The organism is Sulfitobacter sp. L-8, from assembly GCF_056859255.1.
In genome coordinates, this window is sequence record NZ_JBSXOD010000022.1 from 17128 (window position 1) to 42061 (window position 24934).

The following is a 24934-nucleotide window of genomic DNA, read 5'->3' on the forward strand; positions in this document are numbered from 1 at the left end:
ACAATGCGGAAATCTCCGCGTGTCCGCCGAAGAGGACAGTCAAGCTTGCAGGACAAGAATATTGGCTCTATGTTCTGAATCAGAAGGAAAAAAGCGCCGAAACGGCTCGTTTTTCTTTGGGCAGGATGATGCCGGATGCGTGCGAGACTATTTTCTCACACTTTCTCTTCTTATGGCGTCTTAGTTGCCACCAAAATATCACATTGAATCAATAACCTGCCGCGTTTCCGCGACAGGCTTCGTTGTGGCTGTGTCCCACGGGGCGGAATGCGTCAGGCTGCCGCCGGGGCCTTTTTCACGTTGTATCGATGTTTATCCGTGTCATAGGCAACGACAGTCGGCGCGCAAGCCGCCCCTAAAGCTAGCGATTGCGGCACCGTCATTGCTGAATTAACATTCACTCATGACTGACGCGTCGACCCTTCAGCAGCAGTGCACCAACGACAACATCGATCCTGCTCGGGCGGTGGCGTTTCAGATCGCTTTGGGGCAGCAGCCATCGGTGAAAGCAGGCGCACCACTTCCGCCATTTTTTCACCAGCTTTACTTTTGGGAACCTCATCCGCCGCATGAGCTGGGCCGCGATGGACATCCTGCGGTAGGCGGACTGATCCCGGATATGGGATTGCCGCGGCGGATGTGGGCAGGGGGGAAATTGACATTTTCTATGCCTTTGATCGCGGGCGTAGGGGCGGAAAAACGTACGAGCTGTGAAAGCGTGCAGCATAAGACGGGACGCAGCGGCCCGCTGGGGTTTGTGACCCTCCGCCACGAAATCTGGCAGAATGAAACGCTGTGCCTGACAGAATTGCAGGATCTGGTCTATTTACCAGACGAGATATCTGGCCCATCGAAACCGACGCTGGTTCCGGCGCGCCAAGACGCGGAAACCATCAGTGCGGTCAGTTTTACCTCGACCTTGTTGTTTCGGTATTCCGCCCTGACGTTCAACGGGCATCGAATTCATTACGATACCGATTACGCCCGCGACGTCGAAGGGTATGGCGGGCTGGTGGTCCACGGCCCGTTGCTGGCACAGATGCTGATGTTGAAAGCCGAAGATGAACTGGGACCGCTGACCCGGTTCAGCTTTCGCGCGACTGCTCCGTTAATACATTCCGAAACAGCGTCGCTGTGCCGAAAGGGGCGCGATCTGTGGGTGCAAGGCCCCGACGGGCGGCAATGTATGGTCGCGCAAGCCTAAAAGTTGTCCTCGACCCGGAAACCGTCGGGAATGGTGTCGCGTGCTTCCAACATCAGATCGGCCATCACTTCTGCTATCTTCGGGGCCATGCCAAAGCCGATCTTGAAACCGCCGTTGGCGATGAAATGGCCGGATTTTCCCGGCCATGATCCCAGCATCGGGGCCCGGCTTCGGCTTCGTGGGCGTACGCCGGCCCAACGCGCGATCACCGGTGCATCATCCAGAGCAGGAACGGCTGAACGCGCCGCTGAAATCACGTCGTCCAATTGGGTGTCTGTCAGATTCGGGCTGGTATAGTCGCGCTCCGAGGTTGACCCGACGGCGACAGTACCGTCGCCGTGCGGAATCACATGCACACCCCCCGCGAATAGCTGCGGCAAGCCCCGCGCATCATGAGCCAACAGCGCTGCCTGTCCCTTGACCCCATTTCCGACCGCGCGAGAATGATTGGCCGTCATATCGAGCAGCCCAGCCACCCCCGTGGCCCATAGAACCTGACCCAGGTCCGGTCCCTCAGCGTCGACCCGGACACCTTTGACCGCCAGCGCCTGAACCAGTGCCATACAGGCACCCTTAGGGTGAATGAGCCCGCTCAGACTATCGCGGATGATCAAGCCTGACGGGCTTGCGGGTTCCCATGGCGTGTCGGTTGCGGGCACGATTTCCCAGGTTGCGTTTTGCTGCCACAGGGCGCGCGCGGTATCGGCACGACGATGGGCAAGTACCAAGGCGTGGCCATCGGCGATTGGTTGCAGACGCCCATTCCGCGCATAGCCTGACCGGCCTCCTCCGGTGGATTCCACATTGGCCCAGAAATCTTCGGCCATCAGCAAACTATCAAGCTGAAAGGCTTTCTTGGCGTTCCAGTTCTCTGGCACATGGGGGGCCAAAGCGCCGACAATGCCACCGCTGCTTCCGGATGCCGGCCCGTTGGGATCTATAATTTTGACAGCGGCACCGCGTTTCACGCAAGCCCAGGCTACCGATAAACCAAAAATACCGGCACCGCGTATTGTTATATCGGCCATTGCCAATCCTTATTCATTTTGCACAGTGTTCGCCAACGCCCGCTTAACACAAGGTCGCACCATGCAGAACCAGACAGCCGATATTGAATGGAATGACCGCGGTGTGCCTGTGTCGACCAAATTCGATGATCCGTACTTCAGCCTCGACAACGGGGTTGAAGAAACTCACCATGTATATCTTGAGGGTAATGATCTTCCCAACCGGTTCGGTGACGGGTTCCGCATTGCAGAGCTGGGGTTTGGCACCGGTTTGAATTTTCTTGTCGCATGGGATGCGTGGGAATGGAAAGGCTGCATGGGGCGTCTGCATTTCACCTCGTTCGAGGCGTTCCCAATGACGCAAGAGGACATGGCGCAGGCGCACGAAGCCTTCCCCGCGTTTGGCGGCAAGCGCGATGCCCTGCTGTCGGCGTGGAACCCCGAAGGAGGCGAGTTTAGATTTGGAGATATCAATCTGACGGTGATCATCGGGGACGCCCGACAGACTCTGCCCCGCTGGCAAGGGCTGGCAGATGCTTGGTTTCTCGATGGATTTTCCCCCGCTAAAAACCCAGAGCTGTGGGGGCCTGATCTGATGGCAGATGTCTGGCGTCACACCGCCCAGTTCGGGACTGCTGCCACCTATACCGCTGCCGGTATAGTACGGCGCGCCCTGGAGGCGTCGGGTTTCGCCGTTGAGCGTACCAAAGGGTATGGCCGCAAACGTCACATGACGCGGGCTGTACGGGTGTGAGCCGCGTCACTAACCGCGCCGCTGCGATGGCGCAATCCAACAACGTTCCGTTGGGCATCACCTTGATGGTTCTCACAACCTTTGTATTCGCGGTTCAGGATGGACTTTCGCGGCATCTGGCTTCCGAATACAACGTGCTGATGGTGGTGATGATCCGGTACTGGTTCTTCGCAGCCTTTGTCATCGCGATCGCCAAACGTCATAGTGGCAGCGTGCGTGCTGCGGCCAAGACCAACCAGCCGGTTTTGCAAGCATGTCGCGGACTGTTGCTCGCGGCGGAAATTTGCGTGATGATCGTCGCCTTCACGGTCTTGGGATTGGTTGAAAGCCACGCCGTATTCACGTGCTACCCGTTGTTGGTTGCAGCACTTTCCGGCCCGGTGCTTGGTGAAAGTGTTGGCTGGCGAAGATGGGCGGCGATCGGGGTTGGTTTCGCCGGGGTGCTGATAATCTTGCAGCCGGGAATGAGCGTATTCGACCCGGCAGCGGCAATTCCGCTGGTCGCGGCGACGCTGTTCGCGATCTATGGCTTGCTGACCCGATACGCTGCGCGCAACGACAAGGCCGCAACAAGTTTTTTCTGGACAGGGGTGACAGGGGCCATAGCGATGACCTTTGTCGGCATCTGGTTTTGGGAACCGATGACCAGCACGGACTGGATGTACATGGGGTTGCTTTGTGTCACGGGCGTTACCGGACATTGGCTGCTGATCCGGTGTTACGAGGTCGCCGAAGCCAGCGCGGTCCAGCCCTTTGCATATTTGCAATTGGTGTTTGCCAGCATCATCGGGATATCGGTGTTCGGCGAAAATATCCGTACCAACGTCGCCGTCGGAGCGGGGCTTATCGTTGCGGCGGGACTATTCACGTTTTGGCGCGAACGGCAACAGGGTCGATCCGGTCAACTCCTTGCTAAATAGCTGCGGCAGGGGGGCCTTGCCCAAGCGTGCCCGGTACACCGGAAGGCTTTCTGTAACGCGCATCACATAGTTCTGGGTTTCGCGAAACGGGATCATCTCGATCCAGTCGACTATGTCTATATCGCCCTTGCGGGGGTCACCGTATTCTTGCATCCAGCCCGCTGGTCGGGACGGGCCAGCATTGTAAGCGGCCGACACCATGACGACATTGCCGTCAAATCGGCCCGCCATCTGAGACAGATATTCAGACCCCAATAGTGCGTTGTAATCGGGGTCAGCTATCAGTCGGTCCGTGGCATGTTGCGCCATGACGCCAAGCCCCTTAGCGACGTCTTGCGCAGTTCCGGGCATCAGCTGCATCAGCCCTCTTGCACCGACAGAGCTTTGGACACCGGGGTCGAATTCACTTTCCCTGCGCGCGATAGCCAACACCATTTCCGGCGCCATATTCAGATCGAGCTTTATCGCGGAATGCAGCGGATAGTAGGGGGCCGCAATCGTGATGCCGCGCTGTGCAACGCGTTTGCCGATCATGACCGCGAGGTGAGGTCGCCCGACGTCGATCGCGGCCTGACCCAGCAACGACGCATCCTCGGCCATCAATTGTCCGGCCAGATGTGTCCAGAAGCGTTCGGCGGTGTCCAATTCCCCGGATGCCTGCAACAGCATTCCTGCCTGAAACAACGGTGCCTGCGACAGCGGTGATGTGCGCCAGTCCTGTTTTGGTGGCTCACCAGCCAGTTCTATGTCAAATGGTACATTTCCGCGTTCCGCTGCCAAAAGGCCGTAGAAAGACGACTGAAACTTCGCGCCATGCGCGTAGGCCTTGGCCGCTCCTCCGGCATCGCCCATGGCTTCCAGGGCACGGCCTTGCCAATAGCCCGCACGGCCCTGACTAATGGGGGATTCGACGGCATCGTCATGCGCTTGAAAGTGGGTCAGTGCCAGTTCGGGGTCCTTCAGAAACCTCAATGCAATATAGCCGGACAGCCATTCCAGATCCGCAAAATCAGACCCGCTTTCAAGGAAGTGCCTCGATGCGATTTTATAGGCGCGAGCAGGGTCGCCGTTACGCATTTCATCGCGTGCCAATGCCCGTCGCCGGTTCGACCACGCCGAAGGATGACCAAGAGCAGTGGCGCTGACGGATTGCGACAGGATCAGTTCCTTCGCGCTGTCCTGAAATCCCTTACGGATTCGCCATTCAAAGCGGTCCGCCTGAAGGCCTGGGTCGCTTGCCTTGCTTGCCGGCAAGGCGTCGATCATCGCATTCACATCGCCTTCGCGTTTTTGCAAAGCCATGCGCACTTCGGCAAGAGCCTTATCAGCGTCGCTTACCAGATCGAACATCCGCTGCGCATCTACATGATCGCGTTGCCACAGCATTTCATCAAGCCGTGCCGCATGGTGCGGTTTGAGCAATTCCCCGTGATCTGCAAGGAAAAGCGCCTGCGAGATACTGTCCATGGGCATTGTGCGCCACGCCAAGACCAGACGCGCCTGTGCTTCGCCCAACCGATCGGCACGGATCAAGGCACCGGCATGGGCAAGGACACCGCGGGGCGTTTGGGGTGACTGCGCCTTGAAAAATTCAAGGATCGCGTCGTCACCTTCCCTTATCACCGCCTCTTCGGAGCGTTTGCGCAGATATGCCTCCCCGGGCCAGTCAGGCCGTCGGGCAAGAAAATCCATGACCTCTGCATAGGTCCCGCGACCCGCACGCAAGCGATGCCATTCGATAACGTCCGCAGCGACTGGCCCGTCGCGTCGTGCGATCAAACCGGCGTTGTCCCAATTGCCCGCGCGCATGGCGTCCATCGCCCACCCCAACGGTCTGGGGCGTTCAGCGTGTGCTGGCAAGACGAGGGCAAAAACCATCATCAGTGTTGCGAAGGCGCTTCTCATCACTTGCATTTCCTACTGGTCAAAGGCTACAGCCTTGCACCATAGGTCATGGCGCGGTGGGTTCCAACGTGTCGTATTGCCATCAGCAATCGGGCGCTTGCCCAGCAACGCAAGAATAGGAGCGTGTTTATGTTACAAGGTTCACTACCTGCACTCGTCACGCCGTTCACGGACGGCGCGCTGGATCTGGACACGCTCAAGAAACTGGTTGAATGGCACATTGCCGAAGGGTCGAACGGTTTGGTGCCGGTCGGTACCACGGGTGAATCGCCCACACTGACCCACGCCGAACATGAAACAGTCGTGGCCGAGGTTGTAAAAGCAGCGGCAGGCCGTATCCCCGTCATAGCAGGTGCGGGGTCAAACAATACCATCGAAAGTATCCGTCTTGCACAACATGCCGAAAGCGTGGGGGCAGACGCGGTGCTGGTGGTGACACCCTATTATAACAAGCCGACCCAGGCCGGGTTGATCGCGCATTTCACCGCCATTCACGAAGCCTGCGGCCTGCCGATCATCATCTACAATATTCCGGGCCGGTCGGTTGTGGACATGATGCCTGCCACCATGGCCGAACTTGCCAAGCTGCCCCGGATCATCGGGGTCAAGGATGCCACGGGTGATCTGGCGCGGGTCTGTGACCAAAGGATGCTGTGCGGGCCGGATTTCATCCAGCTTTCAGGCGAAGATGCCACTGCGCATGGGTTCAACGCCCAGGGTGGGGTTGGATGTATTTCGGTCACTGGAAACGTTGCACCAAGGCTGCTGAGTGAGATGCAGGCATTTTGCCTGGCGGGTGACTATGCGTCGGCGCTGGCAATTCAGGACAAGCTCATGCCTCTGCACAAGGCGATCTTTACCGAGCCGGGCTTGGTCGGGGTCAAGTATGCCATGTCCTGCCTGGGGCTTTGCGCCGCTGATGTCCGCCTGCCATTGGTGCCGCTAACGGACAAGACCAAAGCATTGGTTGAAGACGGCTTGCGTCATGCGGGTCTTTTGGGCTGACCACGACCACCGAACACTTTATGGGGATTGTCGGTATTCAGATCTAGGCCGCATGTTTCACCATGTCAGCGGCGACATTGATCGCGAGCAACAAAAAAGGCCCCAGCCGTAAGCTGGGACCTGATTATACAATCTGCTTTCGGGCGCAGAGTACTCTTATGGGCAAGCAGCGGTATAGCGCTGACCGGCAGAGTTTTGATAGACGCACTGACCATTGGCACCGCGACCAAGATACGCACCAGCAGCCGCACCGGCCAAACCACCTAGAACCGCACCTTTTGTACGGTCGTCATCGTTAGAAACGACAGCGCCCAGTGCTGCACCGGCTGCGGCGCCGGAAAGTGAGGATTGGGTTTGGGTTTCGCAAGCGGCGAGTGCGCCAACAAGTGGCAGGATCAACAAAAGCTTCTTCATGATGTACTCCATACTAAGCATGGTGATAAACGCAGTGACCGCCACTTTGTTCCAGCGGGAATAAAATAATCGGCGGATTTTGGCTGTAGGGCTGGAATTCCCGGCCAAGATGCCGATCTTTGAAGGTTATACGTCCAAAACGGTCACAAACCTCCGCCGAACACGCGACTCATGGCACCATCCACCGCTGCGATGATTTCGTCGATATCGTCTTTCTTGGCGATCAGCGCGGGGCTGAAACATAGGGTGTTGTTTTTGCCTGGCAGCGACCGATTGGTCGCCCCGATGATGACGCCTTGCGCCATGCAATCCGCGACAACGGCCTGTACCTGTTTTTCAGAAACCGGTACGCGCGTGCTTCGATCTTCGACCAGTTCCGCGCCCAGAAACAGACCCTTTCCGCGGACCTGACCAATCACGGAATACTTGTCTGACAGCTCCTCAAGTTCTTCCAGCATGTACTGACCCATGTCGAGAGTGTTCTGAAGCAGATTTTCCCGTTCGATGATCGCCATATTTTCAAGACCTGCGGTAGGTCCAGCGGTGCAGCCCCCGAATGTCGAAATATCGCGGAAATAGTTCAATGGATCCGCCGCGTCGTCTTTGAACATGTTGAACACCTCTTCAGTGGTCACCAAGCAGGCGATGGCGGCGTAACCCGACGCAACGCCCTTGGCCATCGTAACCATATCGGGCTGGATGCCATAGTGTTGGTAACCGAACCACTCGCCCGTGCGACCGACCCCACACACGACTTCGTCGATATGGAGCAAGATATCATATTTGCGGCAAATTTCCTGAACCCGTTCCCAATACCCATCGGGCGGAGTGATAACGCCCCCACCGGCGGTTACGGGTTCAAGGCACAGGCCGCCCACCGTGTCGGGACCCTCGGCGAGGATGATCTTTTCGATCTGGTCAGCCGCCCAAACCCCATAGTTGTCTTCGGGTGCGCCATCCTGTTCAAATTTACGATATTCCAGACAATGCGGGACCCTCACAAACCCTTCAGTAAACGGGCCATACTGGGCATTGCGCTCGTCCTGACCTCCGGCTGACAGGCAGGCAATCGTTGTGCCGTGGTAATCGCGGTCGCGATAGAGAATCTTGTGCTTCTTGCCACCATACCGCTTGTGAGCGATCTGGCGAACCATCTTAAAGCCCTTTTCGTTGGCCTCTGACCCAGAGTTGCAGTAATAGACCCGGCTCATGCCCGGCATTTTTTCAATCAGCTTCTCGGCGAACATCGACCCGGGAATGGACCCTGCCGAGCCCGCAAAATAGTTCAGCTTGATCAACTGATCGCGTACCGCATTGGCGATGCTTTCACGGCCATAGCCGACGTTCACAGTCCAGACGCCGCCCGACACTGCATCAAGATGTTCTTTACCTTTTTGATCCCAAACGCGCATTCCCTTGCCCTCGACGATGATGCGCGGGTCTGTGGTTTCATACGGTTTATGCTGGCTTAAATGGTGCCAGATATGGGCGCGATCGGCCTCGACTACACGGGAGATGTCGTTCTCGTTGAATGTACCGTCCATGGTCTGACCTTTCACAAGTTGGAAGTAGGTTAGGCATTGTGTTTTTGCCCGCAGCGTATAGGGCCGGCGCTAAAATAAAAGTGTTATTCAGCCCGCTATGCACCGATTGTTAGGGTTAAGTTTCGTCACTGTGAAGGGAAATTTTCAGCGTTATCGCCTGGCATGCTGTATGTCGCTTGTCGCGGGGATCTTGTGATAGGTCGGTTGAAATGTGAATCAACCACGTGATCGGATCAAGTGCTGCATGACTGTCTTGGTTAACGGGATGCACAGCCGCCGCAAGTTCACCGCATGAAAATTGAGCCGGAATTGGGGAAATTCCGGCTCGACTTCTATGATATTGCTTACATGTCAGGCGGCGCTTTGCGCTGGCAGGTCAACCTGGCTGCTATTTCGGTCGAAAGCTGTTTTTGGCACGCTTTGGGGCGCTTGCACCACCACGAGCACCGCTTGCTGGTTTGCCGCCTTTGGGTTTGCTGTCAGGCTTGCCAAGCTTGTTTGGCGGCACGAACCGCTTGGACGGGTCGGAAGCACGCGTTTTAAAGGGCTTGTCCGCCGCGGGTTTCTTGTCGGCCCGTGGGGCATCAGACTTGTGATCAGAGGGTTTTTCCTTCTTCCAGACCGCCTTGGCCTTTGGGGCCTTCGATGTATCAATCGCATCTGGCTTTGGGTTGCTCTTAGGTTTCGGCGTGGCACCGGGCTTAAGAGGGCTACGTTCGGTTTTATGAGACTTTGGCGGGCGCTCGCCCTTTGGGGCCCGAGGTTTATCAAACTTGGCCTTGTCACCGCGCGGCTTGCCTTCGGTCGCTCTTTCGGGGTGAGGCGCGCGGGGTGTTTCGATGGTCACGGCCGCAGAATCCACCGGAGCGGGACGGGCCTTGCGCGGCTGGCTTGGCGCATCGGAATCGTAAGAGGGGCGGGGTGCACGTTCGGGCCGTGGGCCCCGATCCGGCCGCGGACCGCGATTGCCGGCAGGCTTTGAACCGCGTGACAGATCCGGTGCCTTGTCCAGCTTGGTAACCACCGCGCCGTCCTCGACCTTCATGTCGGGGCCAAGCGCGTTGGTGAACTTATCTGCCGAGGTCGCAAGAATTTCCACAAAGGTGTGGCTTGGTTGAACACGGATCGCACCGACGTCGTCCTTTGTGAGATCGCCCATGCGGCAAATCATCGGCAGAATAGTGCGCGGTTCGGCATCGTTATTGCGGCCCACCGAGATCGAGAACCATACCGAGGGACCGAAATCGCCGCGCGGCTTTTCATCGGCTGGCGTACCTGGCTCTGCAAGCTGTTCAGGAGCAGATTGCCGCGCACGATAGAGATTCACAAAGGCTGTCGCCAGTTGCTGGGGACTGAACTGGTCAACCAGATTGGCAACGAATCCCGTCGCGTCTTCGGGGATAGGGTTGGACCAGGCTGAGTCGGCCAGCAACCGCTTTTCATCTTCGGCGTTCACCTCTTCAGCCGACGGCGGGTTCGCCCACTCTACCTTGAGCTTTGCGCCCCCGATCAGGCGGTTGGCCTTGCTTCGCAGCTTTGCCGGGACGATCAGAGCGGACACACCCTTGCGCCCTGCGCGACCTGTCCGGCCCGATCGGTGTAACAACGTATCGGAATTGGATGGCAGATCAGCATGGATCACCAGTTCGAGGTTGGGCAGGTCGATACCGCGTGCCGCCACATCGGTTGCAATACACACGCGGGCACGGCCATCACGAAGCGCTTGCAGGGCGTTCGTTCTTTCGGTCTGGGACAATTCGCCGGATAGGGCCACGACCGAAAAACCCCGGTTGGTGAATCGTGTTGTCAGACGGGCCACAGCCGCGCGTGTGTTACAGAACACGATGGCATTCTTGGCCTCGTAAAACCGCAGTACGTTGATGATCGCGTTTTCAGTGTCGCGAGGATGCACAGTCAAGGCGCGGTATTCGATATCGCTGTGTTGTTTCTTTTCGCCGACAGTTTCGACGCGCTGCGCGTTTCGCTGGTATGACTTGGCCAGTTTGGCAATCGCCGCAGGAACGGTTGCGGAAAACAACAGCGTACGCCGCTCTTCGGGGGCTTCGGAAAGAATGAATTCCAGTTCTTCGCGGAAACCGAGGTCAAGCATTTCATCTGCTTCATCCAGAACGACCGCGCGGATGTCGGACAGGTTGATGTTGTTGCGTTTGATGTGATCGCAAAGCCGGCCCGGAGTCGCGACAACGATATGTGCACCTCGGTCCAGGGCGCGTCGTTCTGTGCGGGTATCCATTCCACCCACACAGGTGGTGACGACAGCACCTGCTTCGCTATACAACCACGTCAATTCGCGACTGACCTGCATCGCCAATTCCCGCGTGGGTGCGATGATCAGCGCAAGCGGTGCGCCTGCGTGTCCGAACTTGTCACGGTCGCCCAGCAGGGTCGGTGCGATGGCCAGACCAAATGCAACTGTTTTGCCCGATCCGGTTTGCGCCGACACCAGAAGGTCGGCGTCAGTCAGTGCTGGATCTGTTACAGCTTCCTGCACGGGGGTAAGCGATTCGTAGCCTTGTTTGGCAAGAGCGTCGGCGATGGTCTGGATCAAAGGATTGTCCTGTCTGAGAAAATACCGCGCTTGAAATACGCGCGTAGAGGCAAAAGCGTATCGCTAAGCCAAGGGTTGCGCCCGTCCCTAATCATTTGTGTCCAGGATGTACATGACTTTGTCATCTTGCGCCAATCTGGAAGCCATTCTGCAAATGTGGTACAATAAACGGGCTTTGGATAAGCAAAGACAGGGGGGACCATGGCCAAGGTCGCTGACGGCAGAACCATATCATCCTCAATATCCCGCGAAGTCGCGTCGATCATGGATGTGGTGACCTTCCGGATGGCAAGGCTGGTCGCTGTGCAGAACCGGGCCGGGCAGCATTGGACCGACCGTAAATTTGGCCTTAGCCTGAACGAGTGGTGGCTGCTTGCTGTAACCCATGCCCATCAATTTGTCAGGGCGGGTGATATTGCCGATATGCTGGCCATGGACAAAAGCCAGCTAAGCCGTCTGATCAAAAGCCTTGTGGCGAAAGAGCTGATCAAACGATCGTCCGATCCGGAAGATGCGCGGGCGACCATGATCCACGTGACGGGCAAGGGCCACATGGTCCACGATCGATTGTTGAAAGAAGCGGTGCGGCGCAGCAAGAAAGAACTCGCGCCATTGTCGGACGAAGAACTGCGACAGCTGAACGATCTGCTGGTACGCCTGACGGAACATAACGTCGGTCTGCTCCACAAGAATTGCTGATCGCTCGGGTTGGTGCAGATGATCCATCTGCGGTGACCAGCGCGATAGTTAAGCGTCAGCGCCGACCGCGTCACCCCAGGCCGACATGATTTCGGTTGCACCGACGTTTTCGCCATCCTTGCGACCCACCCCCGACGGACACGCGAAATGGTAGGGAAAAATCGTGCGTGGTGCGGTGACAACGTTTGCCAGACTGTCTTTCAGGGTGTCGATCACTTCGGGGCTCATTGCGTCGTCAACGATGGTTACGTCGTCCATGCTCATGTCAGTACGCGGATGGTGAAAAGCTGTCTCGAGATCCATTCCGAAATCAAGCAGCAACGACGTCAATTCGACCACGGCTGGCATGATTTTGCGCCCTCCGGATGCACCGATGGCGAATTGCGAACCGTCTGATCGGGCCAGGATGGTGGGGCACATATTGGCCAGGCATCTTTTGTTGGGTGCCAGCGAATTGGGTTTGCCGGGTTCCGGATCGAACCACATGATACCGTTGTTCATCAAGATGCCCGACCCTGGTAACATTAATCTTGAACCGAATATCGACAACAGCGTCTGAGTGACTGCAACCATGTTGCCTTGCGCGTCTACGACACTGAAATGGGTGGTGCACGATGGATCGGGCTCGTGTTCGGTATCCCCCATCGTCGCATAGCGTTCCTGGTTGGCCTGACGGATCGCCCGATCATAGGTGATGTATGTTTCGCCGTCGGGAAGCTTTCCTCGGGGGTGCCAAGCCGACATAAGCTCGAGAGCGCGGCGCATGGTGGGACCGGCGGTAAGCGTAGGGGTCGCCATGATTTCATGGTCTCTGTAGGGAAAATGCATCGCGTCTACGATCGAGGCTTTATACTTGGCAAGATCCTCGATGCTGTGCCGCCCGCCAGCCGCGGTCAGGTCGTCAATGATCGACTGCGCGAGCGTCCCTTCGTAAAAAGCGCGCGGCCCCCCTTGGGCAACCACGCCAAGCGAATCCGCCAGCCGATCAAGATTGCATCTGGTTTCGCCCAACGCGGTCCATCCGGACGCTTTGGGGAAACCTCCTTCATCCAGGAATGTGCGCGCTGATGCAGGAAACGGTGCAAGGTCTTTGGCCGACCCGCCGATAATCAACTGCGCATACCAATCGACGGGCAGGCCGGATTGCGCCAAACCTATGGCCGGCGCGATCAGATCAGCCCAATCCATTGTAGCGAAAGTCTGATGCGCCAGTCCCATTCCCGCGACCTGACCGGGGATGGCGACGGCCTTAGCCCCCATCACGTTGCGGTCTTCCAATACCGACGGCCAAGGAAACAGATCGTCGGCCTTACCCCCGACGATAGGGTAGTCTTCAACCTCCAGGCCGATAGGTGATTTCATTCCGAATTCGATGACCTTGGCGGTTTTCTCGCCTGCCAAACGCACAATCATAAAGCCGCCGCCACCCATTCCGCTCATCCATGGTTCAGCAGCACCCAAAGCAAAGGACGTGGCAATCGCCGCATCTACGGCATTGGCCCCCTGAGCCATGATATCGGCACCGACCTGGGCGGCCACGCGGCTTTGCGATGCGACGATCCCTTGGCGACTATGAAGCGCGGGTTTGGAAATCTGCCAGGATTTGTTTTGGGGCTGGGTCATCGGGGCGTCCCTGAAGTTGTGATTTTACCATCCAACGCCAGTCTCGAGAGATTTGCAAACCCTAGTATCGTACCTGCCGACCAAAAAGGCGGCAGACAGATGAACGTATCAGTTTACCGGTAGCGGAGCCGCCGCGAAGGCAAATACCGGGGCCATCTGTGATTTATCCTGCCAGCTGTCCGCAGAGTCAGGGTAAATAAAGCCGGTAACAGGGTAAACGCGACCGTAGGAATCTTCCTGACTTTCCAACCGCACTTTCGACCAGTCGTTGGCGTCAGATACGTCAATCACGCTCATTCTCAACGAAATCTTGTCGCGCTTCCAATTAGCATGATCAACACGGATTTCTCGAGGCGTGACGACTTCTGACACGACGGCGATATGGCCCATCGGGTTAGAGCTGGTCGCCGTAAACGCCATCACCGCACCCGAGACAGGTTTCTTGCCCCTGGCATATGACCCTTCTGCCTTGCCCCACCAGGTGTTCGCATTTCCGCGAATGTTCACTCCGCTGGCGTTGCGCGCAAACGGAACGCACCAGACCCTTTGTCCGTTGGCCTGAAGCTTGCGGACTTCGCGTATCGCCAAGGCTTTAAGGTCTGGATTTATTCCCGCAGAAGAAATTGTCTGTATCTCTGTAGGTGCCTGAGTGCAGGCTGCTGACAACAGCAGGGCCACAAGGAGTAGAGGGGTTCCGATTTTTGTCGTCCATTGGCGTTTCACGCTCATTTATTGTATCCGTTGCCTGTTTTCTGAAGCTTTACTGTCCCGGTAAAGTGAGCCGGAGCTTCGATGATTTTATTCGGAAAACAAAGAGCATCGTTTTTAACTGGCGATATTCCGCTACTAATATTGAAAATTGTTAATTTGCGGGAACCCATTCAGGGTTACCCGTTTTTAATGTGCTGCGCGGTATCTCTTTGATACGCTTGTTGATTTCCATCAGTGAAAACACAACGGGAAAATCAGCCTGCATAGGTTTGCGCCACTCTTCATCACCTCGACAGGTGCACAACAGACCGGGCACGGTCAATCTTGGTGATGATCAAAATGTTCGATTTTGCGATTGTCGGCCCCGACTCTCAGCTCACCCTTGTGGGTGCAGGGGAAAAACGTGTTCAAGCGCCCCGACTGATATAGTCCGCGATGACGAAAACTGGATCAGCCAGATTCGCTGAAAATATGTGATGACCGCCTTTCACGGTGAACGGCGGGGATTGGTCAGTTTGCGCCCAAGCGGTGGCTCTGTCGGTCTACCTAGCGAATGAATTGCTTGCGATATTGCGAGGGTGTGACCCCTTGCACCGATCGGAAGCGCCTTGAGAAATAGGATGGGTCCGTGAAACCCAGTCGATATCCAACTTCGGCAATCGAATTGGATGTAAAAGCCAACAGGCGGCAGGCTTCTTGCATGGTTGCGGATTCTATGTACGCGGCGGCAGATAGGCCCTTGGTCATCTGGCATAGGCGGGTAAGGTGTCCGGTGCTCAAACCCATTTCGGCAGCATACTCGCGGGCGCTTCGTTGCTGTCCCATGTGCTTAGCGATCAATTGGTCAAGCCGGGCAACGCGCTGGTCTGGCAAGGTCGTACGCTCTTCGTGATTCACGACACCCACAGAGGCGATACTGGCCAAGGTCGCATGCCCCAGTCCTATGGAAATTTGTGACCGAAAAGGTCCATTTTTTCTGAGTGCGGCGTCAAGCTGGGTCATCAATGTGACCAAGGGTTCGTCGGCGTTGGCGACGATAGGCCGCGACAGCGCTTCGACCAATTCCGCGCTGCTGGGGCTGATGTTGTGCAGCAATGAGTATGGGAATGATTGCACCATACCTTGAATGAACGGCGCAAGGTGAAATTCGTGAACCGTCTGAGGGGGGATATATAGAACGACATTATCGAAAAGGTCGAAGACTCGGCTATCTACGAACGCTTTGCCCGCGCCTTGTTTGACGTAAAAAATCTGAGCAAGCTGCGCATGCCTATGGGGCGATATCTGCCAGCCGTGATCTGGGGCGCGGTCTTCAAAATGCTCGCAATGCAATACGTCAGGAAACGCATCGGTCTCTCCGAACAACGCATAATCAGGAATGCTGTTCACATTACGCATGCACGAATAGTACCAGAGAATGCGGGCCCGGTCCATTCCAACAGTTGCCATTGATACGCTAGTAATTGATGCAGGCAGGACAAGGTACAAAATGAAAACTGAAGTTGTCATTATCGGCGGGGGGCCGTCAGGCTTGTTGCTTTCGCAGCTTTTGAACCGCGGTGGGGTCGATACCGTTGTGCTTGAGCGTACGAGCCGGGAGCGAGTGCTGGCTCGGGTTCGCGCCGGCGTTCTAGAGGACGGGACCGTCAATTTACTGCGTCACGCCGGTGTTGGCGCGCGCATGGATAGCGAGGGCTTGCCTCACGATGGCTGCTTTCTGACAGGTAACGATGTCATGGTGCGGGTCAATTTCCATGAACTGACGGGTAAAAGGGTGATGGTGTACGGCCAGACCGAAGTAACCCACGATCTTTATGACGCGCAGGATGCGCGAGGCACGCCTATCATCCATAATGTAGACGACGTTGTAATCAACAGGGCAGAAACCAATTCACCGTTCGTCGAATATTCCAGAGACGGGGCGCGGCATCGGGTCGATGGCCGATATGTGGTCGGTTGCGACGGGTTTCACGGCGTTAGCCGACGGACCATCCCGCTTGAAAAGCGTACAGAGTTCGAGCGGGTCTATCCTTTCGGTTGGCTTGGTGTGTTGTCTGCCACACCTCCGGTCAGCCAGGAATTGGTTTATGCGAGTTCTGAACACGGGTTTGCGCTGGCATCTATGCGCAGTGAAAACCTGTGTCGGTATTATGTCCAGGTACCGCTTAGCGATAATGTGGCGGACTGGTCTGATGATCGCTTTTGGAAGCAGTTAAAAATGCGTTTACCGCACTCTGTTGCAGCGGATCTTGTCACCGGACCATCGCTGGAGAAATCAATTGCACCCCTGCGGTCCTTTGTTAGCGAACCTTTGCGATGGGGTAGTCTGTTTCTGGTCGGGGACGCCGCCCATATTGTGCCGCCCACAGGTGCCAAAGGCCTGAATCTTGCGGTGTCCGACGTATACTATTTGCACGACGCCTTGATTTCTGCGCTGAAAAAACGCGATCGATCGGGTATCGACGCTTATAGCAGCCGTGCGTTGACGCGGATATGGAAAGCGATGCGATTCAGTTGGCAAATGACCACGATGCTGCACCGATTCGACGATGAAGACAGTTTTGCCGCGCAAATGCGCAGAGCGTCCTTGGGCCATCTATCGCAAAGCGAAACGGCCCGTCGCGATTTAGCTGAAAATTACGTAGGCCTGCCATTTTGAAACGGCCCCTGCATGATGGCAGGGGCCGCATGGTTGACAAGATTCCTCACCCTCAGCGATGACCGCTGACCATCACCTTGCCCGTGCGTCCCGGCGTCAGTGCGGCCTTTAGCGCGTCGGTTATCTGATCAATCGAAAACACGCCGCCGTCCTCCAGCACGAGCTTGCCGGTTGCTGTAAGGGTGACCAATTCGGTGATAAGGCGTTTGCGTTCGTCAGGGTCCATCTCGCTGCTGACGCGCGAACCCCAAAAGCCCTTTACCGTGATATGTTTCATGATCAACGAACCTGAAGAAAGCGGCATAGGGGCCCCGGTTGCCGTGCCAAACACGATCAGTTCACCGTCCAGCCCCAGAAGTTCAACCAAATCCGCTGACACGTCACCACCAACGGAATCAATGGCCGAGGTCGCGCCGGCTTTGCCCATTATCTCGCGGGCTTTTTGCTGCCATCCAGCATCCGAGGTGGACAGGACGTTATCGATACCCAGATCGACCAGTTCTTGTACGGCTTCTTCGCGTCGCACGAGGTTTACCAAATGAATGCCGCGCGACTTTGCAAGGGTCGCAATAATTTTGCCGACGGCCCCGTTTGCAGAGGTCTGGATGATCCAGTCGCCCTTCGTGGCCTTGAGAGTCTCAAGCAACGAAATCGCGCTGAAGGGCATTGCGATCAATTGCGCCCCTGCGGTGTCGGAAATCGCGTCAGGCAAAGGCAGGACCCCTTGGGCGGAAGCAGTGAAATATTCTGCCCACGTGCCGTGAACGCCAGCAACGGCAATGCGCGTCCCGATCAGTCCGGTGTCGACGCCTTCACCGACTGCGTCGATGATCCCGACAGCTTCGGTGCCGCCGATCGCACCGGGAAGGTCTGGTTTATACCCATAATTTCCCCGGATGGTCCATAAATCGTGATTGTGGATAGGCGACAGTGTCATTCTGACCAAGACGTCGCCCGCAGACGGCACCGGCTTGTCAACGTCACGTGCCCTCAATACGTCGACGGGCTCGCCGAAGGTGTCGTGAATCGCAGCTTTCATAATAATCTCACTTTTATTGTGTTTAGTGTCCGGTTTCGGGGAAAAGGGATGCTTTCGTTTCGGCCAACGCGCGCCGAAGAGGCAGTTCGTCACGCGACAGTTTCGATAAAACCGCCGCACCCAACCATTTGGCATACAGCATCTGCGCTGTGGCCTGCGCATCGGTGACCGCCACTACCGACCCGTCGCGTTCGCCCTGGACCAAAAGCTCCGCAATTCGGTCAACCAAAGTTGCAACCCCTTGGTCCAGAACGGTGCGCATTTCGTCAGACAAATCGGCGATCTCGGCCCCTAGCTTCACGACGAGGCATTGACTGGCGATTCCCTCTGACCCCGATTGTGTCAGCCAGGCAGTCCAAAAGGCCGAGAGCTTCTCGCCTGCCGTTCCGGGGCCGCTGGACAAAGTGTCAACACGGGTCAGGTAGTCGGTCACATAGTCATCCAGCAACGCTTGGCCAAACGCTTCTTTCGAGGGGAAATAATGGTAAAATGACCCTTTCGGGACGTTACTTTCCTTCAATATCAAGGCAAGTCCGACAGCGCTGTAACCATGCTTGCCGATCAACAGCCGGCCTGCCGATAGAATATTCTTTCTTGTTTGATCTGATCTTTTAATTTCTTTCATTCCCTTGGCGTAATTCAAAATAGACCGGTCGTCTAGGCATTGCAGAAAAATGTTCACTAACGCTTGCGCGCTTGCAGCCTCTGTTGCCACAGTGAAGCAATTGCAGAATGTATGAGAGTGGTATGGTGGACCTGACAGGAGAGGAATCGAACCTCCTGTTTGAAGTTCTTGAAAGTTGGGAACGCCATCTCGCGCAACTAGACCTTGATGGTCGGGAGCGTGAAAATGAAAAATCCCAAAAATGATTTCAATAACTTAGCTAACAAGAAAGTCGAAAAGCATCATACGCCGTTCTCGCTGCGGCTGAGCTTTGATGAGCGTGGCATCCTTGAACACGATGCTGCGGGGAAAGCTCTCGGCGCCTATATCCGTGATCGCCTGTTTGGCGATGACGTGACACCGTGCACGACACGGGGCAAGTTTCCGGTCAAAGACCAGGCAGCCCTTGGTCGCGTGCTGGGTGCGCTCGGCTCATCGCGTCTCTCCGCAAACCTGAACCAACTTGCCAAGGCCGTAAACACGGGCTCGTTGCCCGTCACGCCTGAAACCGAAGAAGAGTTGCGGCGCGCCTGTGCCGCCGTGCTCGCCATGCGGGAAGACATTCTGAGCGCGCTCGGTCGCGATAGTAATCGTGGTCCGAAACCGTGATTATCAAGGCCAAAGAACGCGGCGGCGGTGCGCAACTTGCGCGGTATCTGCTGACCATGCGGGACAACGATCATGTCGAGCTGCATGAGGTGCGCGGGTTTGTCAGTGATGACCTGCTCGACGCATTCCGTGAAGCGGACGCGATTGCCGCTGGCACGCGCTGCCAAAACCATCTGTTTTCGATTAGCCTGAACCCGCCGCAATCGGCGGATGTCAGCATCAAAGATTTTGAAAAGGCCGCCGATGAAGTCGAGCGCAAGCTCGGCCTCGACGATCAGCCGCGTGCGATTGTGTTTCACGAAAAGGACGGGCGGCGGCATGCCCATGTCGTCTGGTCGCGGATTGATGTCGAGCGCATGCGCGCGATCAACCTCTCGCATTACAAGCTTCACCTGCGGGATGTGTCGCGCGAACTGTTCCGTACGCATGGCTGGGACATGCCGAAAGGGCTACGCGATTGGCGGGAGCGCGATCCGCTGAGCTTCACACGCGAAGAATGGCAGCAAGCGCGGCGTGCTGGTCTTGATCCGAAGCATATCAAGGCGCTGTTCCAGCGCGCTTGGGAGCGTTCGGACTCGGGCGCATCCTTCGCTCAGGCGCTTAAAGAGCGCGGGTTCACGCTCGCCCGTGGTGATCGGCGCGGCGTTGTTGCCGTCGATTATCGCGGCGAGGTCTACGCCGTTGCACGGCAGGCAGGCGTTCGGACAAAGGACGTTGTGGCACGCGTCGGCGACTCCGAAAATTTGCCCTCTGTCGATCAGGCCAAGGCGGAACTCTCTGCGCGCATGACCGAGCGGATCAAAGGCTTCATCCGACAATCCGAACTTGAAGCAGGGCAAGGCCGACAGGCTCTTGAATTCCGGCGCAGTGAAATGGCGGGAAGGCATCGCGAAGAGCGCACCGTGCAGAAAGAGACGCAGGAAAAGCGCTGGACTGCTGAAACCAATGCGCGGGCGGCAATGCTGCCGCGCGGGTTCTCGGGCATTTGGCAGCGCATCACGGGCAAGTACGGCAAGATCAGGGAACAGAACGAGCGGGCCGCCTGGTCTGCACTGCTGCGGGATCGTGCGGAGCGCGACAGTCTGGTTGCGGGACAGCTCGATGAACGGCGCGATCTGCAACACGACATGCGTGAACAGCGCGAAAGGCAACAGGCCGACCTTCTGCTGCTGCGTGAAGATATCGCTCGTTTTCAGGAAATGGAAATGCCCGAACGCGCGCCGGAACGGCACGAGCAAGAGCGCGACGGACGAAAACGAACGCGCGGACGCGACAAGGGCCGCGATTTTGGATTTGAACGATAGAGAAAGGAACAATCAAATGGCAAAGCAGATGAAAAATAACCCGTCACGCAAGGACAGGGCCGAAATCCGCAGGCAGCTTGAATGGGTTGCTGAGCAACTTGATTTCATAGAAGCAGCAAGTACTTATGATGGCGGCGACGAAGCGAAACAGCGAATCGTGGTGTCTCTTCCAAGATCACTCGTTCACCTGCTGCGGTTTCTAGCACTCATGGAGCAAAGCGCGCCACCAGCATCGCAGCGAAAGATAGACGCGATGATGCGGCGATATCTGGAAGATCAAATCTATAAGCAGAGCTTTGCTTCGTTGAATCAGATGTATTCTGACGCGCAAGATTGATCGATCTGCCAAGAAGTTCGGGTGTCCTGACAAGCGTCAAAGACCGCCGACAGGCGTTTTTCGACATTTTTTTAGGTTTGAGGTGATTTTCGACGAAAATAATTGTTTTTCGACCATAGCTTTGGTATGATGATTTTCGACATGATCGCCCTTGACGGTGCGATTTTCAACATACGTGAAGAGAATTCGACCTATGCAGTTAGATGACCTGGCACCAACATTCTTTCAAGACGAACCCTTACCCGAAGGAACAGAACTGGCGGGCTGGGCCGCGCTGGTTCACTCTCTTGGCGTTGCCGCGCCTGCCCGCAGCCTATCGTGTATCTCCGAAAAGCATGTTCGCGGCAACAAACGCCAAGAAGACCGTTGGGAACTCTACGACAAACGCTACAGTCCAGAACCGACATTGGAAGGTCATTTAACCTTTGCAATGCGCCATGAACCAATAGACTTGCTCGTCTTGAAACGTGTTCTCGAAGCCGCGCCCGTTGATGATCTTGTTGCGTTCATTCAAAGTACACCTACTGGGGCGGTGACGCGCCGCATTTGGTTTTTCTACGAAACCCTGACGGGTATGACGCTCGACATTGATGATGCTCCCGCCGCCACTGCCGTTGAGGCATTGGACTCAACGGCATATTACACAGGCAAAGAACGCCTATCACCACGCCACCGCGTTCGAGACAACCTGCTCGGCACCGGCGCATTCTGTCCTGTCATTCGCAAGACTCCTAAACTAAAGCAAATGATCGCGCTTAATCTCGCTGAAACCGCGAAAGAAACCATCGGCAAGACCGGCGCACAGGTCATCGCGAGGGCTGCGAGTTTCATGTTGCTGGCGGACAGTAGGGCAAGCTTTGAAATTGAAGGCGAGCGCCCCCCGATTAACCGGCTCGAAAGATGGGGGCGCGCTGTCCTTGAAGCGGGCAAACGGCCATTAAATCAAACCGAAATCTACCGTCTGCATCGGCTGCTGATCGGCGATGATCGCTTCACTCCCGTCGGGTATCGGGAGGAAAGCGTCTTTCTCGGCGAGCGGGATCATAATCATGAGCCGCTACCGGAGTTTATTGGCGCTCGCCACGAAGAGTTATTCGAACTCATGACCGGTCTGAACGAATGCAACAATCGGATGCGGATTACCGATCCCGAGGATGTTGATCCAGTCTTGCAGGCTGCCTGTATAGCCTTCGGGTTTGTCTATATTCACCCGCTAGCTGACGGTAATGGGCGTCTCCACCGTTGCCTCATTCACCATGTCTTGGCTGAAAGAAAGTTCACGCCAAAAGGAATGGTTTTTCCCGTGTCCTCTGTCATGCTGGATCGGATCGATGATTACCGAACAACTCTACAGTCGCATTCGGGGCCGTTGATGTCCTTTATCAACTGGCGGGCCTTGCCGAACGGAAACGTTGAAGTCGCGAATGATACGGCTGATCTGTACCGATACTTTGACTGCACCGATGAAGCCGAATTTCTTTATGAATGCGTCCATCGAACCATTGAGAATGACCTGCCGCGTGAAATTGACTACTTGAAACGTCATGACGCCGCCATGACGACGATCATGAATGCCATTGAGATGCCAGATCGTCTCGCCGATGATTTTATCATGTTCGTCAGACAAAATGGAGGAAAGCTCCCCAAGCGTCGTCGTGAGAAAGAGTTTGTGAAGTTAAGCGATAAAGAAGTCGCGCTGCTGGAAAAAGCTATAGACGATGCATTCGAAGGTTTTCCGGATACTCGATGAAGGCTGCTCTTCTGGGTGTCATTGGAATTTGGGGGGAGATTACCAGTGCAGCGCATAATTTAACCCTATCAATCCGAAGTGAGAAGCCGCCCTCAAGGGCGGCTTTCTGGTTCTTCGAGAGGCTGACGAAGGACGATGCGACCGTTGATCGGCATCATTTCAAGCTGGAGCGTGAAGCCCTTGCTGTCCTTGTGCGCCCATGCCGCGCCGACTTTGTTCCAGAATGATTTTTCACCCTTGTCGATGACGTGCCACGCCAGAAAGTCCGGCGCTTGGTGCTGTTGCGGGGCAGGTTTTTGATTGGTGCGTGCCATGATGTTTCTCCTTTGTCTTGGGTTTGGCTCGTTGCGCCATTCCGAAAGAGCGGACGGAGAAGGTCTGCCGTCATATCCAACACGGGCGAGTGCGCGAGTTGGTGCGGGCAGGATATTGATGGCTGACCGCGTTCGGTCAGGAAGTCAGGCGTGTAGAGAACGAGGGAACTCCCAGAGAAAGGTTTGATCCATCGCGGTTCAGCACGAAACCTGCGATATCCCGCATCCATGTGTCCCTTTCGGCTTTCCCGTGGCACTGCCCTATAAGGTCATCCGAGATCAGTTCTGGCATAGAAGGCTTTGCAAATGCACAAGGCAGCAAGGCTGCCTGCTTCACGCTGTTGCGCCCGAAGGTGTCCATCATGCCTTCGAAGCATCTCCCGCTCCCGAAACGACCTGGAAAGGCCAGGCCGAAAACGGAAAAGGAGGTTCACATGAACACGATCATCACAAAGAACGAGCTGTACGGGCTCACGGATCAAGAACTCGGGGAGTTGCACCAGTTGCTCACGCTGCTGCTGGCAGAGGCCGATACCGCTTCGCAAGAGCGTCGCAATATCCTGGCATCGCTGAAAAGCATCCGCAGTTTGCTTGGATATCCACGTAGTCCGCGCGTCAGCCCTTGCAGTATTCGACAACCCAACGCGACTGGCCATTTGGCCAGACGCAAAAAAAATCAAAGCTGGCTTCCGTGAATCATCACAACTGGTACTGTTAACGGGTCGAAGTTCTTTAGGCATCGCGTGTTAATAGCCCACCCCTCAAATTCTTTCTTCCCTTGCTTGCGTTCGCTTTCCGTGAGTGCGCTCGGCCTCCTGAAAGGAAGAATTCCGCATGTAGAACAGAAATAATCAGTGGCGGTCAACGAACCCCAGCAATAGGTAGACATATCTTCGATGTCCGTCAGCGGGTGAAAGTCATCAGGAGGAATACGAAAGATCAATGCGCCCCGTTGACGGCAGACCGTACAATCGCAAGATCGGACGTGATCGATATCCGCGTCGATCTCGAACCGCACGCGCCCACAATGGCATTGCCCTTGATATCTTTTTCTCATCCTACTAACCACCGATTGAAACTAACTAATTTGATGAATTTTAACAAGTTTTCAGAGTTCATGGAAGTTCTTTACCATCGGCTAGGAGCCGCCGCTTACGCGGCTACTCCTTCCATCTGCTCGGGTTGCTGCTGCAAGCTGTGCAGGAAATTCGCTGCGCGTTGCGCATGGGCGGCTACGCTAAAGATCGCGCGCTTGTCCTCTTTCAAGACTTTGAGCCAGCTCTGAATATAGGCGGCATGTTCTTCGCGGGGCTCGGGGGTAAGCCCAAGATCAACGCAAAGAAACGCTGCGCCAAGTTCGGCGACCAGTTCTTCGCGGGCGTAGCCTTCATCGCCCCATTTCTTGCGCCCGAATTCACGGTCAAGGCGCTTTTCGTGCTTCGTCCAGTGCGTCAACTTATGCGCAAGCGTGGCGTAATAGGCTTCGGGGCTGCAAAACGTCTCAAAGTACGGCATCTGCACATGATCAGAACCTCCGCTGTAATAGGCTCGGTTTCCGCCGTGCCTGATGTCTGCGCCTGCTTTCGCGAAAAACCCTTTCGCATGTTCAATGCGCTGTTCTGGCTCAATTATCGCGGGGGGCTTCTCATAATAGTGTTCGGGCAAGCCTTCGATCTGCTCCACGTTGAAAACGGTGTAGCCCTTCATGAACGGGATTTTCCGCTCTTCTTCCTGTCCGTTCTCGCCTTCCTCGGTCTTGGTGAAGTGTCTGACGTCAGCGCTTATGGGTCCAAATAGCGTTATTTGATAAGAGAGTGTTGTTGGCTCATCATAACCACTGAGGAGTGGCCGATGAGACAGACAACTGGAACACGCAAAAGCCCTGGCGAGAAGATCGTCAAAG

General features: G+C 56.1%; 24 protein-coding genes. 11 read left to right on the top strand and 13 right to left on the bottom strand.

All coding sequences use genetic code 11. The features are described 5' to 3' along the window. Nucleotides 1–403 precede the first annotated feature (403 nt). Nucleotides 404–1204 carry an HTD2 family dehydratase gene (locus AC13DE_RS01460; RefSeq protein WP_483046787.1) on the top strand — a complete coding sequence of 267 codons (801 nt, stop codon included), beginning with the start codon at nt 404–406 and terminating at the stop codon, nt 1202–1204. Here AC13DE_RS01460 and AC13DE_RS01465 read toward each other — a convergent pair. After that, nucleotides 1201–2232: an NAD(P)/FAD-dependent oxidoreductase gene (locus AC13DE_RS01465; RefSeq protein WP_483046788.1), complete on the bottom strand. Its 1032-nt coding sequence runs from the start codon at nt 2230–2232 to the stop codon at nt 1201–1203. The genes AC13DE_RS01460 and AC13DE_RS01465 overlap by 4 nt on opposite strands. 61 nt (nt 2233–2293) lie before the next feature. Here AC13DE_RS01465 and mnmC2 point away from each other — a divergent pair, with 61 nt between their 5' ends. Continuing rightward, the gene (mnmC2, locus tag AC13DE_RS01470; RefSeq protein ID WP_483046789.1) at nt 2294–2965 is read left to right on the top strand and encodes a tRNA (5-methylaminomethyl-2-thiouridine)(34)-methyltransferase MnmC2; all 672 of its coding nucleotides are present in this window, start codon (nt 2294–2296) and stop codon (nt 2963–2965) included. A 26-nt stretch (nt 2966–2991) separates the two neighbouring features. Next, nucleotides 2992–3885, top strand: coding sequence for a DMT family transporter (locus AC13DE_RS01475; protein ID WP_483046807.1), 894 nt, complete (start codon nt 2992–2994; stop codon nt 3883–3885). On the opposite strand, the gene AC13DE_RS01480 is transcribed toward AC13DE_RS01475, so the two are convergent. Then, complete coding sequence (locus tag AC13DE_RS01480; protein ID WP_483046790.1) at nt 3826–5799, bottom strand: lytic transglycosylase domain-containing protein; 1974 nt, start codon at nt 5797–5799, stop codon at nt 3826–3828. The genes AC13DE_RS01475 and AC13DE_RS01480 overlap by 60 nt on opposite strands. Before the next feature lie 120 nt (nt 5800–5919). On the opposite strand from AC13DE_RS01480, the gene dapA reads away from it, so the two are divergent. Then, a complete protein-coding gene (gene dapA / locus AC13DE_RS01485) occupies nt 5920–6795 on the top strand; it encodes a 4-hydroxy-tetrahydrodipicolinate synthase (protein WP_446312633.1) in 876 nt (291 codons plus the stop codon). 156 nt (nt 6796–6951) lie between these two features. Here the strand turns inward: dapA and AC13DE_RS01490 are convergent, their stop codons facing one another. The 3 genes from AC13DE_RS01490 to AC13DE_RS01500 form a co-directional block, all read right to left on the bottom strand. Further along, entirely contained in the window at nt 6952–7209 is a 258-nt protein-coding gene (locus AC13DE_RS01490; RefSeq protein WP_446296642.1) for a glycine zipper 2TM domain-containing protein, read from the bottom strand. A 143-nt stretch (nt 7210–7352) separates the two neighbouring features. Next, complete coding sequence (locus AC13DE_RS01495) at nt 7353–8753, bottom strand: aminotransferase family protein (protein WP_483046791.1); 1401 nt, start codon at nt 8751–8753, stop codon at nt 7353–7355. A 388-nt stretch (nt 8754–9141) separates the two neighbouring features. Continuing rightward, on the bottom strand, nt 9142–11322 hold the full coding sequence (locus AC13DE_RS01500) for a DEAD/DEAH box helicase (protein ID WP_483046792.1): 2181 nt from the start codon (nt 11320–11322) through the stop codon (nt 9142–9144). Between the two features lie 201 nt (nt 11323–11523). Here AC13DE_RS01500 and AC13DE_RS01505 point away from each other — a divergent pair, with 201 nt between their 5' ends. Further along, nucleotides 11524–12021, top strand: a complete 498-nt coding sequence (locus AC13DE_RS01505) for a MarR family winged helix-turn-helix transcriptional regulator (protein WP_483046793.1) — start codon at nt 11524–11526, stop codon at nt 12019–12021. A gap of 48 nt (nt 12022–12069) precedes the next feature. On the opposite strand, the gene AC13DE_RS01510 is transcribed toward AC13DE_RS01505, so the two are convergent. From AC13DE_RS01510 to AC13DE_RS01520, 3 genes are all read right to left on the bottom strand, one after another. Continuing rightward, a complete protein-coding gene (locus AC13DE_RS01510) occupies nt 12070–13644 on the bottom strand; it encodes a gamma-glutamyltransferase (RefSeq protein WP_483046794.1) in 1575 nt (524 codons plus the stop codon). A 108-nt stretch (nt 13645–13752) separates the two neighbouring features. Next, the gene (locus AC13DE_RS01515; protein WP_446312628.1) at nt 13753–14373 is read right to left on the bottom strand and encodes a CHAP domain-containing protein; all 621 of its coding nucleotides are present in this window, start codon (nt 14371–14373) and stop codon (nt 13753–13755) included. Nucleotides 14374–14901: 528 nt separating this feature from the next. Beyond that, a complete protein-coding gene (locus tag AC13DE_RS01520; RefSeq protein WP_483046795.1) occupies nt 14902–15804 on the bottom strand; it encodes a helix-turn-helix domain-containing protein in 903 nt (300 codons plus the stop codon). Between the two features lie 40 nt (nt 15805–15844). Between AC13DE_RS01520 and pobA the strand changes: the two genes are divergently transcribed. Beyond that, complete coding sequence (pobA, locus tag AC13DE_RS01525; protein WP_483046796.1) at nt 15845–17014, top strand: 4-hydroxybenzoate 3-monooxygenase; 1170 nt, start codon at nt 15845–15847, stop codon at nt 17012–17014. 52 nt (nt 17015–17066) lie between these two features. On the opposite strand, the gene AC13DE_RS01530 is transcribed toward pobA, so the two are convergent. Further along, on the bottom strand, nt 17067–18053 hold the full coding sequence (locus tag AC13DE_RS01530) for a zinc-binding dehydrogenase (RefSeq protein WP_483046797.1): 987 nt from the start codon (nt 18051–18053) through the stop codon (nt 17067–17069). A gap of 22 nt (nt 18054–18075) precedes the next feature. Beyond that, nucleotides 18076–18678, bottom strand: coding sequence for a TetR/AcrR family transcriptional regulator (locus tag AC13DE_RS01535; protein ID WP_483046798.1), 603 nt, complete (start codon nt 18676–18678; stop codon nt 18076–18078). Nucleotides 18679–18903: 225 nt separating this feature from the next. Here AC13DE_RS01535 and AC13DE_RS01540 point away from each other — a divergent pair, with 225 nt between their 5' ends. The 4 genes from AC13DE_RS01540 to AC13DE_RS01555 all read left to right on the top strand — a co-directional run bounded on the left by AC13DE_RS01540 (nt 18904) and on the right by AC13DE_RS01555 (nt 22717). Next, nucleotides 18904–19326, top strand: coding sequence for a hypothetical protein (locus tag AC13DE_RS01540; RefSeq protein WP_483046799.1), 423 nt, complete (start codon nt 18904–18906; stop codon nt 19324–19326). Then, on the top strand, nt 19323–20630 hold the full coding sequence (locus AC13DE_RS01545) for a relaxase/mobilization nuclease domain-containing protein (protein ID WP_483046800.1): 1308 nt from the start codon (nt 19323–19325) through the stop codon (nt 20628–20630). Before AC13DE_RS01540 ends, AC13DE_RS01545 begins: the two co-directional genes overlap by 4 nt. Before the next feature lie 16 nt (nt 20631–20646). Continuing rightward, nucleotides 20647–20967, top strand: a complete 321-nt coding sequence (locus tag AC13DE_RS01550) for a hypothetical protein (RefSeq protein ID WP_483046801.1) — start codon at nt 20647–20649, stop codon at nt 20965–20967. A 193-nt stretch (nt 20968–21160) separates the two neighbouring features. Next, nucleotides 21161–22717 (top strand): Fic family protein, encoded by a 1557-nt coding sequence (locus tag AC13DE_RS01555; RefSeq protein ID WP_483046802.1) that lies wholly within the window; start codon nt 21161–21163, stop codon nt 22715–22717. 92 nt (nt 22718–22809) lie between these two features. On the opposite strand, the gene AC13DE_RS01560 is transcribed toward AC13DE_RS01555, so the two are convergent. Further along, nucleotides 22810–23031 carry a hypothetical protein gene (locus AC13DE_RS01560; protein ID WP_483046803.1) on the bottom strand — a complete coding sequence of 74 codons (222 nt, stop codon included), beginning with the start codon at nt 23029–23031 and terminating at the stop codon, nt 22810–22812. 434 nt (nt 23032–23465) lie between these two features. Between AC13DE_RS01560 and AC13DE_RS01565 the strand changes: the two genes are divergently transcribed. Continuing rightward, nucleotides 23466–23726, top strand: a complete 261-nt coding sequence (locus AC13DE_RS01565; RefSeq protein ID WP_483046804.1) for a hypothetical protein — start codon at nt 23466–23468, stop codon at nt 23724–23726. Here the strand turns inward: AC13DE_RS01565 and AC13DE_RS01570 are convergent. Together AC13DE_RS01570 and AC13DE_RS01575 are read right to left on the bottom strand one after the other, a co-directional pair. Next, complete coding sequence (locus tag AC13DE_RS01570; RefSeq protein ID WP_483046805.1) at nt 23708–24088, bottom strand: GFA family protein; 381 nt, start codon at nt 24086–24088, stop codon at nt 23708–23710. The two genes, AC13DE_RS01565 and AC13DE_RS01570, sit on opposite strands and share 19 nt — an antisense overlap. A gap of 95 nt (nt 24089–24183) precedes the next feature. Then, a partial coding sequence (locus tag AC13DE_RS01575; protein WP_483046806.1) for an ArdC family protein occupies nt 24184–24934 on the bottom strand: 751 nt, incomplete at its 5' end.

What these genes read in the sequence shown, in the direction of transcription:
- AC13DE_RS01460 (WP_483046787.1), top strand. Translation starts at nt 404, where the DNA reads ATGACTGACGCGTCGACCCTTCAGCAGCAGTGCACCAACGACAACATC.
- AC13DE_RS01465 (WP_483046788.1), bottom strand. Translation starts at nt 2,232, where the DNA reads ATGGCCGATATAACAATACGCGGTGCCGGTATTTTTGGTTTATCGGTA.
- mnmC2 (WP_483046789.1), top strand. Translation starts at nt 2,294, where the DNA reads ATGCAGAACCAGACAGCCGATATTGAATGGAATGACCGCGGTGTGCCT.
- AC13DE_RS01475 (WP_483046807.1), top strand. Translation starts at nt 2,992, where the DNA reads ATGGCGCAATCCAACAACGTTCCGTTGGGCATCACCTTGATGGTTCTC.
- AC13DE_RS01480 (WP_483046790.1), bottom strand. Translation starts at nt 5,799, where the DNA reads ATGCAAGTGATGAGAAGCGCCTTCGCAACACTGATGATGGTTTTTGCC.
- dapA (WP_446312633.1), top strand. Translation starts at nt 5,920, where the DNA reads ATGTTACAAGGTTCACTACCTGCACTCGTCACGCCGTTCACGGACGGC.
- AC13DE_RS01490 (WP_446296642.1), bottom strand. Translation starts at nt 7,209, where the DNA reads ATGAAGAAGCTTTTGTTGATCCTGCCACTTGTTGGCGCACTCGCCGCT.
- AC13DE_RS01495 (WP_483046791.1), bottom strand. Translation starts at nt 8,753, where the DNA reads ATGGACGGTACATTCAACGAGAACGACATCTCCCGTGTAGTCGAGGCC.
- AC13DE_RS01505 (WP_483046793.1), top strand. Translation starts at nt 11,524, where the DNA reads ATGGCCAAGGTCGCTGACGGCAGAACCATATCATCCTCAATATCCCGC.
- AC13DE_RS01510 (WP_483046794.1), bottom strand. Translation starts at nt 13,644, where the DNA reads ATGACCCAGCCCCAAAACAAATCCTGGCAGATTTCCAAACCCGCGCTT.
- AC13DE_RS01515 (WP_446312628.1), bottom strand. Translation starts at nt 14,373, where the DNA reads ATGAGCGTGAAACGCCAATGGACGACAAAAATCGGAACCCCTCTACTC.
- AC13DE_RS01520 (WP_483046795.1), bottom strand. Translation starts at nt 15,804, where the DNA reads ATGGCAACTGTTGGAATGGACCGGGCCCGCATTCTCTGGTACTATTCG.
- pobA (WP_483046796.1), top strand. Translation starts at nt 15,845, where the DNA reads ATGAAAACTGAAGTTGTCATTATCGGCGGGGGGCCGTCAGGCTTGTTG.
- AC13DE_RS01530 (WP_483046797.1), bottom strand. Translation starts at nt 18,053, where the DNA reads ATGAAAGCTGCGATTCACGACACCTTCGGCGAGCCCGTCGACGTATTG.
- AC13DE_RS01535 (WP_483046798.1), bottom strand. Translation starts at nt 18,678, where the DNA reads ATGAAAGAAATTAAAAGATCAGATCAAACAAGAAAGAATATTCTATCG.
- AC13DE_RS01540 (WP_483046799.1), top strand. Translation starts at nt 18,904, where the DNA reads ATGAAAAATCCCAAAAATGATTTCAATAACTTAGCTAACAAGAAAGTC.
- AC13DE_RS01550 (WP_483046801.1), top strand. Translation starts at nt 20,647, where the DNA reads ATGGCAAAGCAGATGAAAAATAACCCGTCACGCAAGGACAGGGCCGAA.
- AC13DE_RS01555 (WP_483046802.1), top strand. Translation starts at nt 21,161, where the DNA reads ATGCAGTTAGATGACCTGGCACCAACATTCTTTCAAGACGAACCCTTA.
- AC13DE_RS01560 (WP_483046803.1), bottom strand. Translation starts at nt 23,031, where the DNA reads ATGGCACGCACCAATCAAAAACCTGCCCCGCAACAGCACCAAGCGCCG.
- AC13DE_RS01565 (WP_483046804.1), top strand. Translation starts at nt 23,466, where the DNA reads ATGAACACGATCATCACAAAGAACGAGCTGTACGGGCTCACGGATCAA.
- AC13DE_RS01570 (WP_483046805.1), bottom strand. Translation starts at nt 24,088, where the DNA reads ATGAGAAAAAGATATCAAGGGCAATGCCATTGTGGGCGCGTGCGGTTC.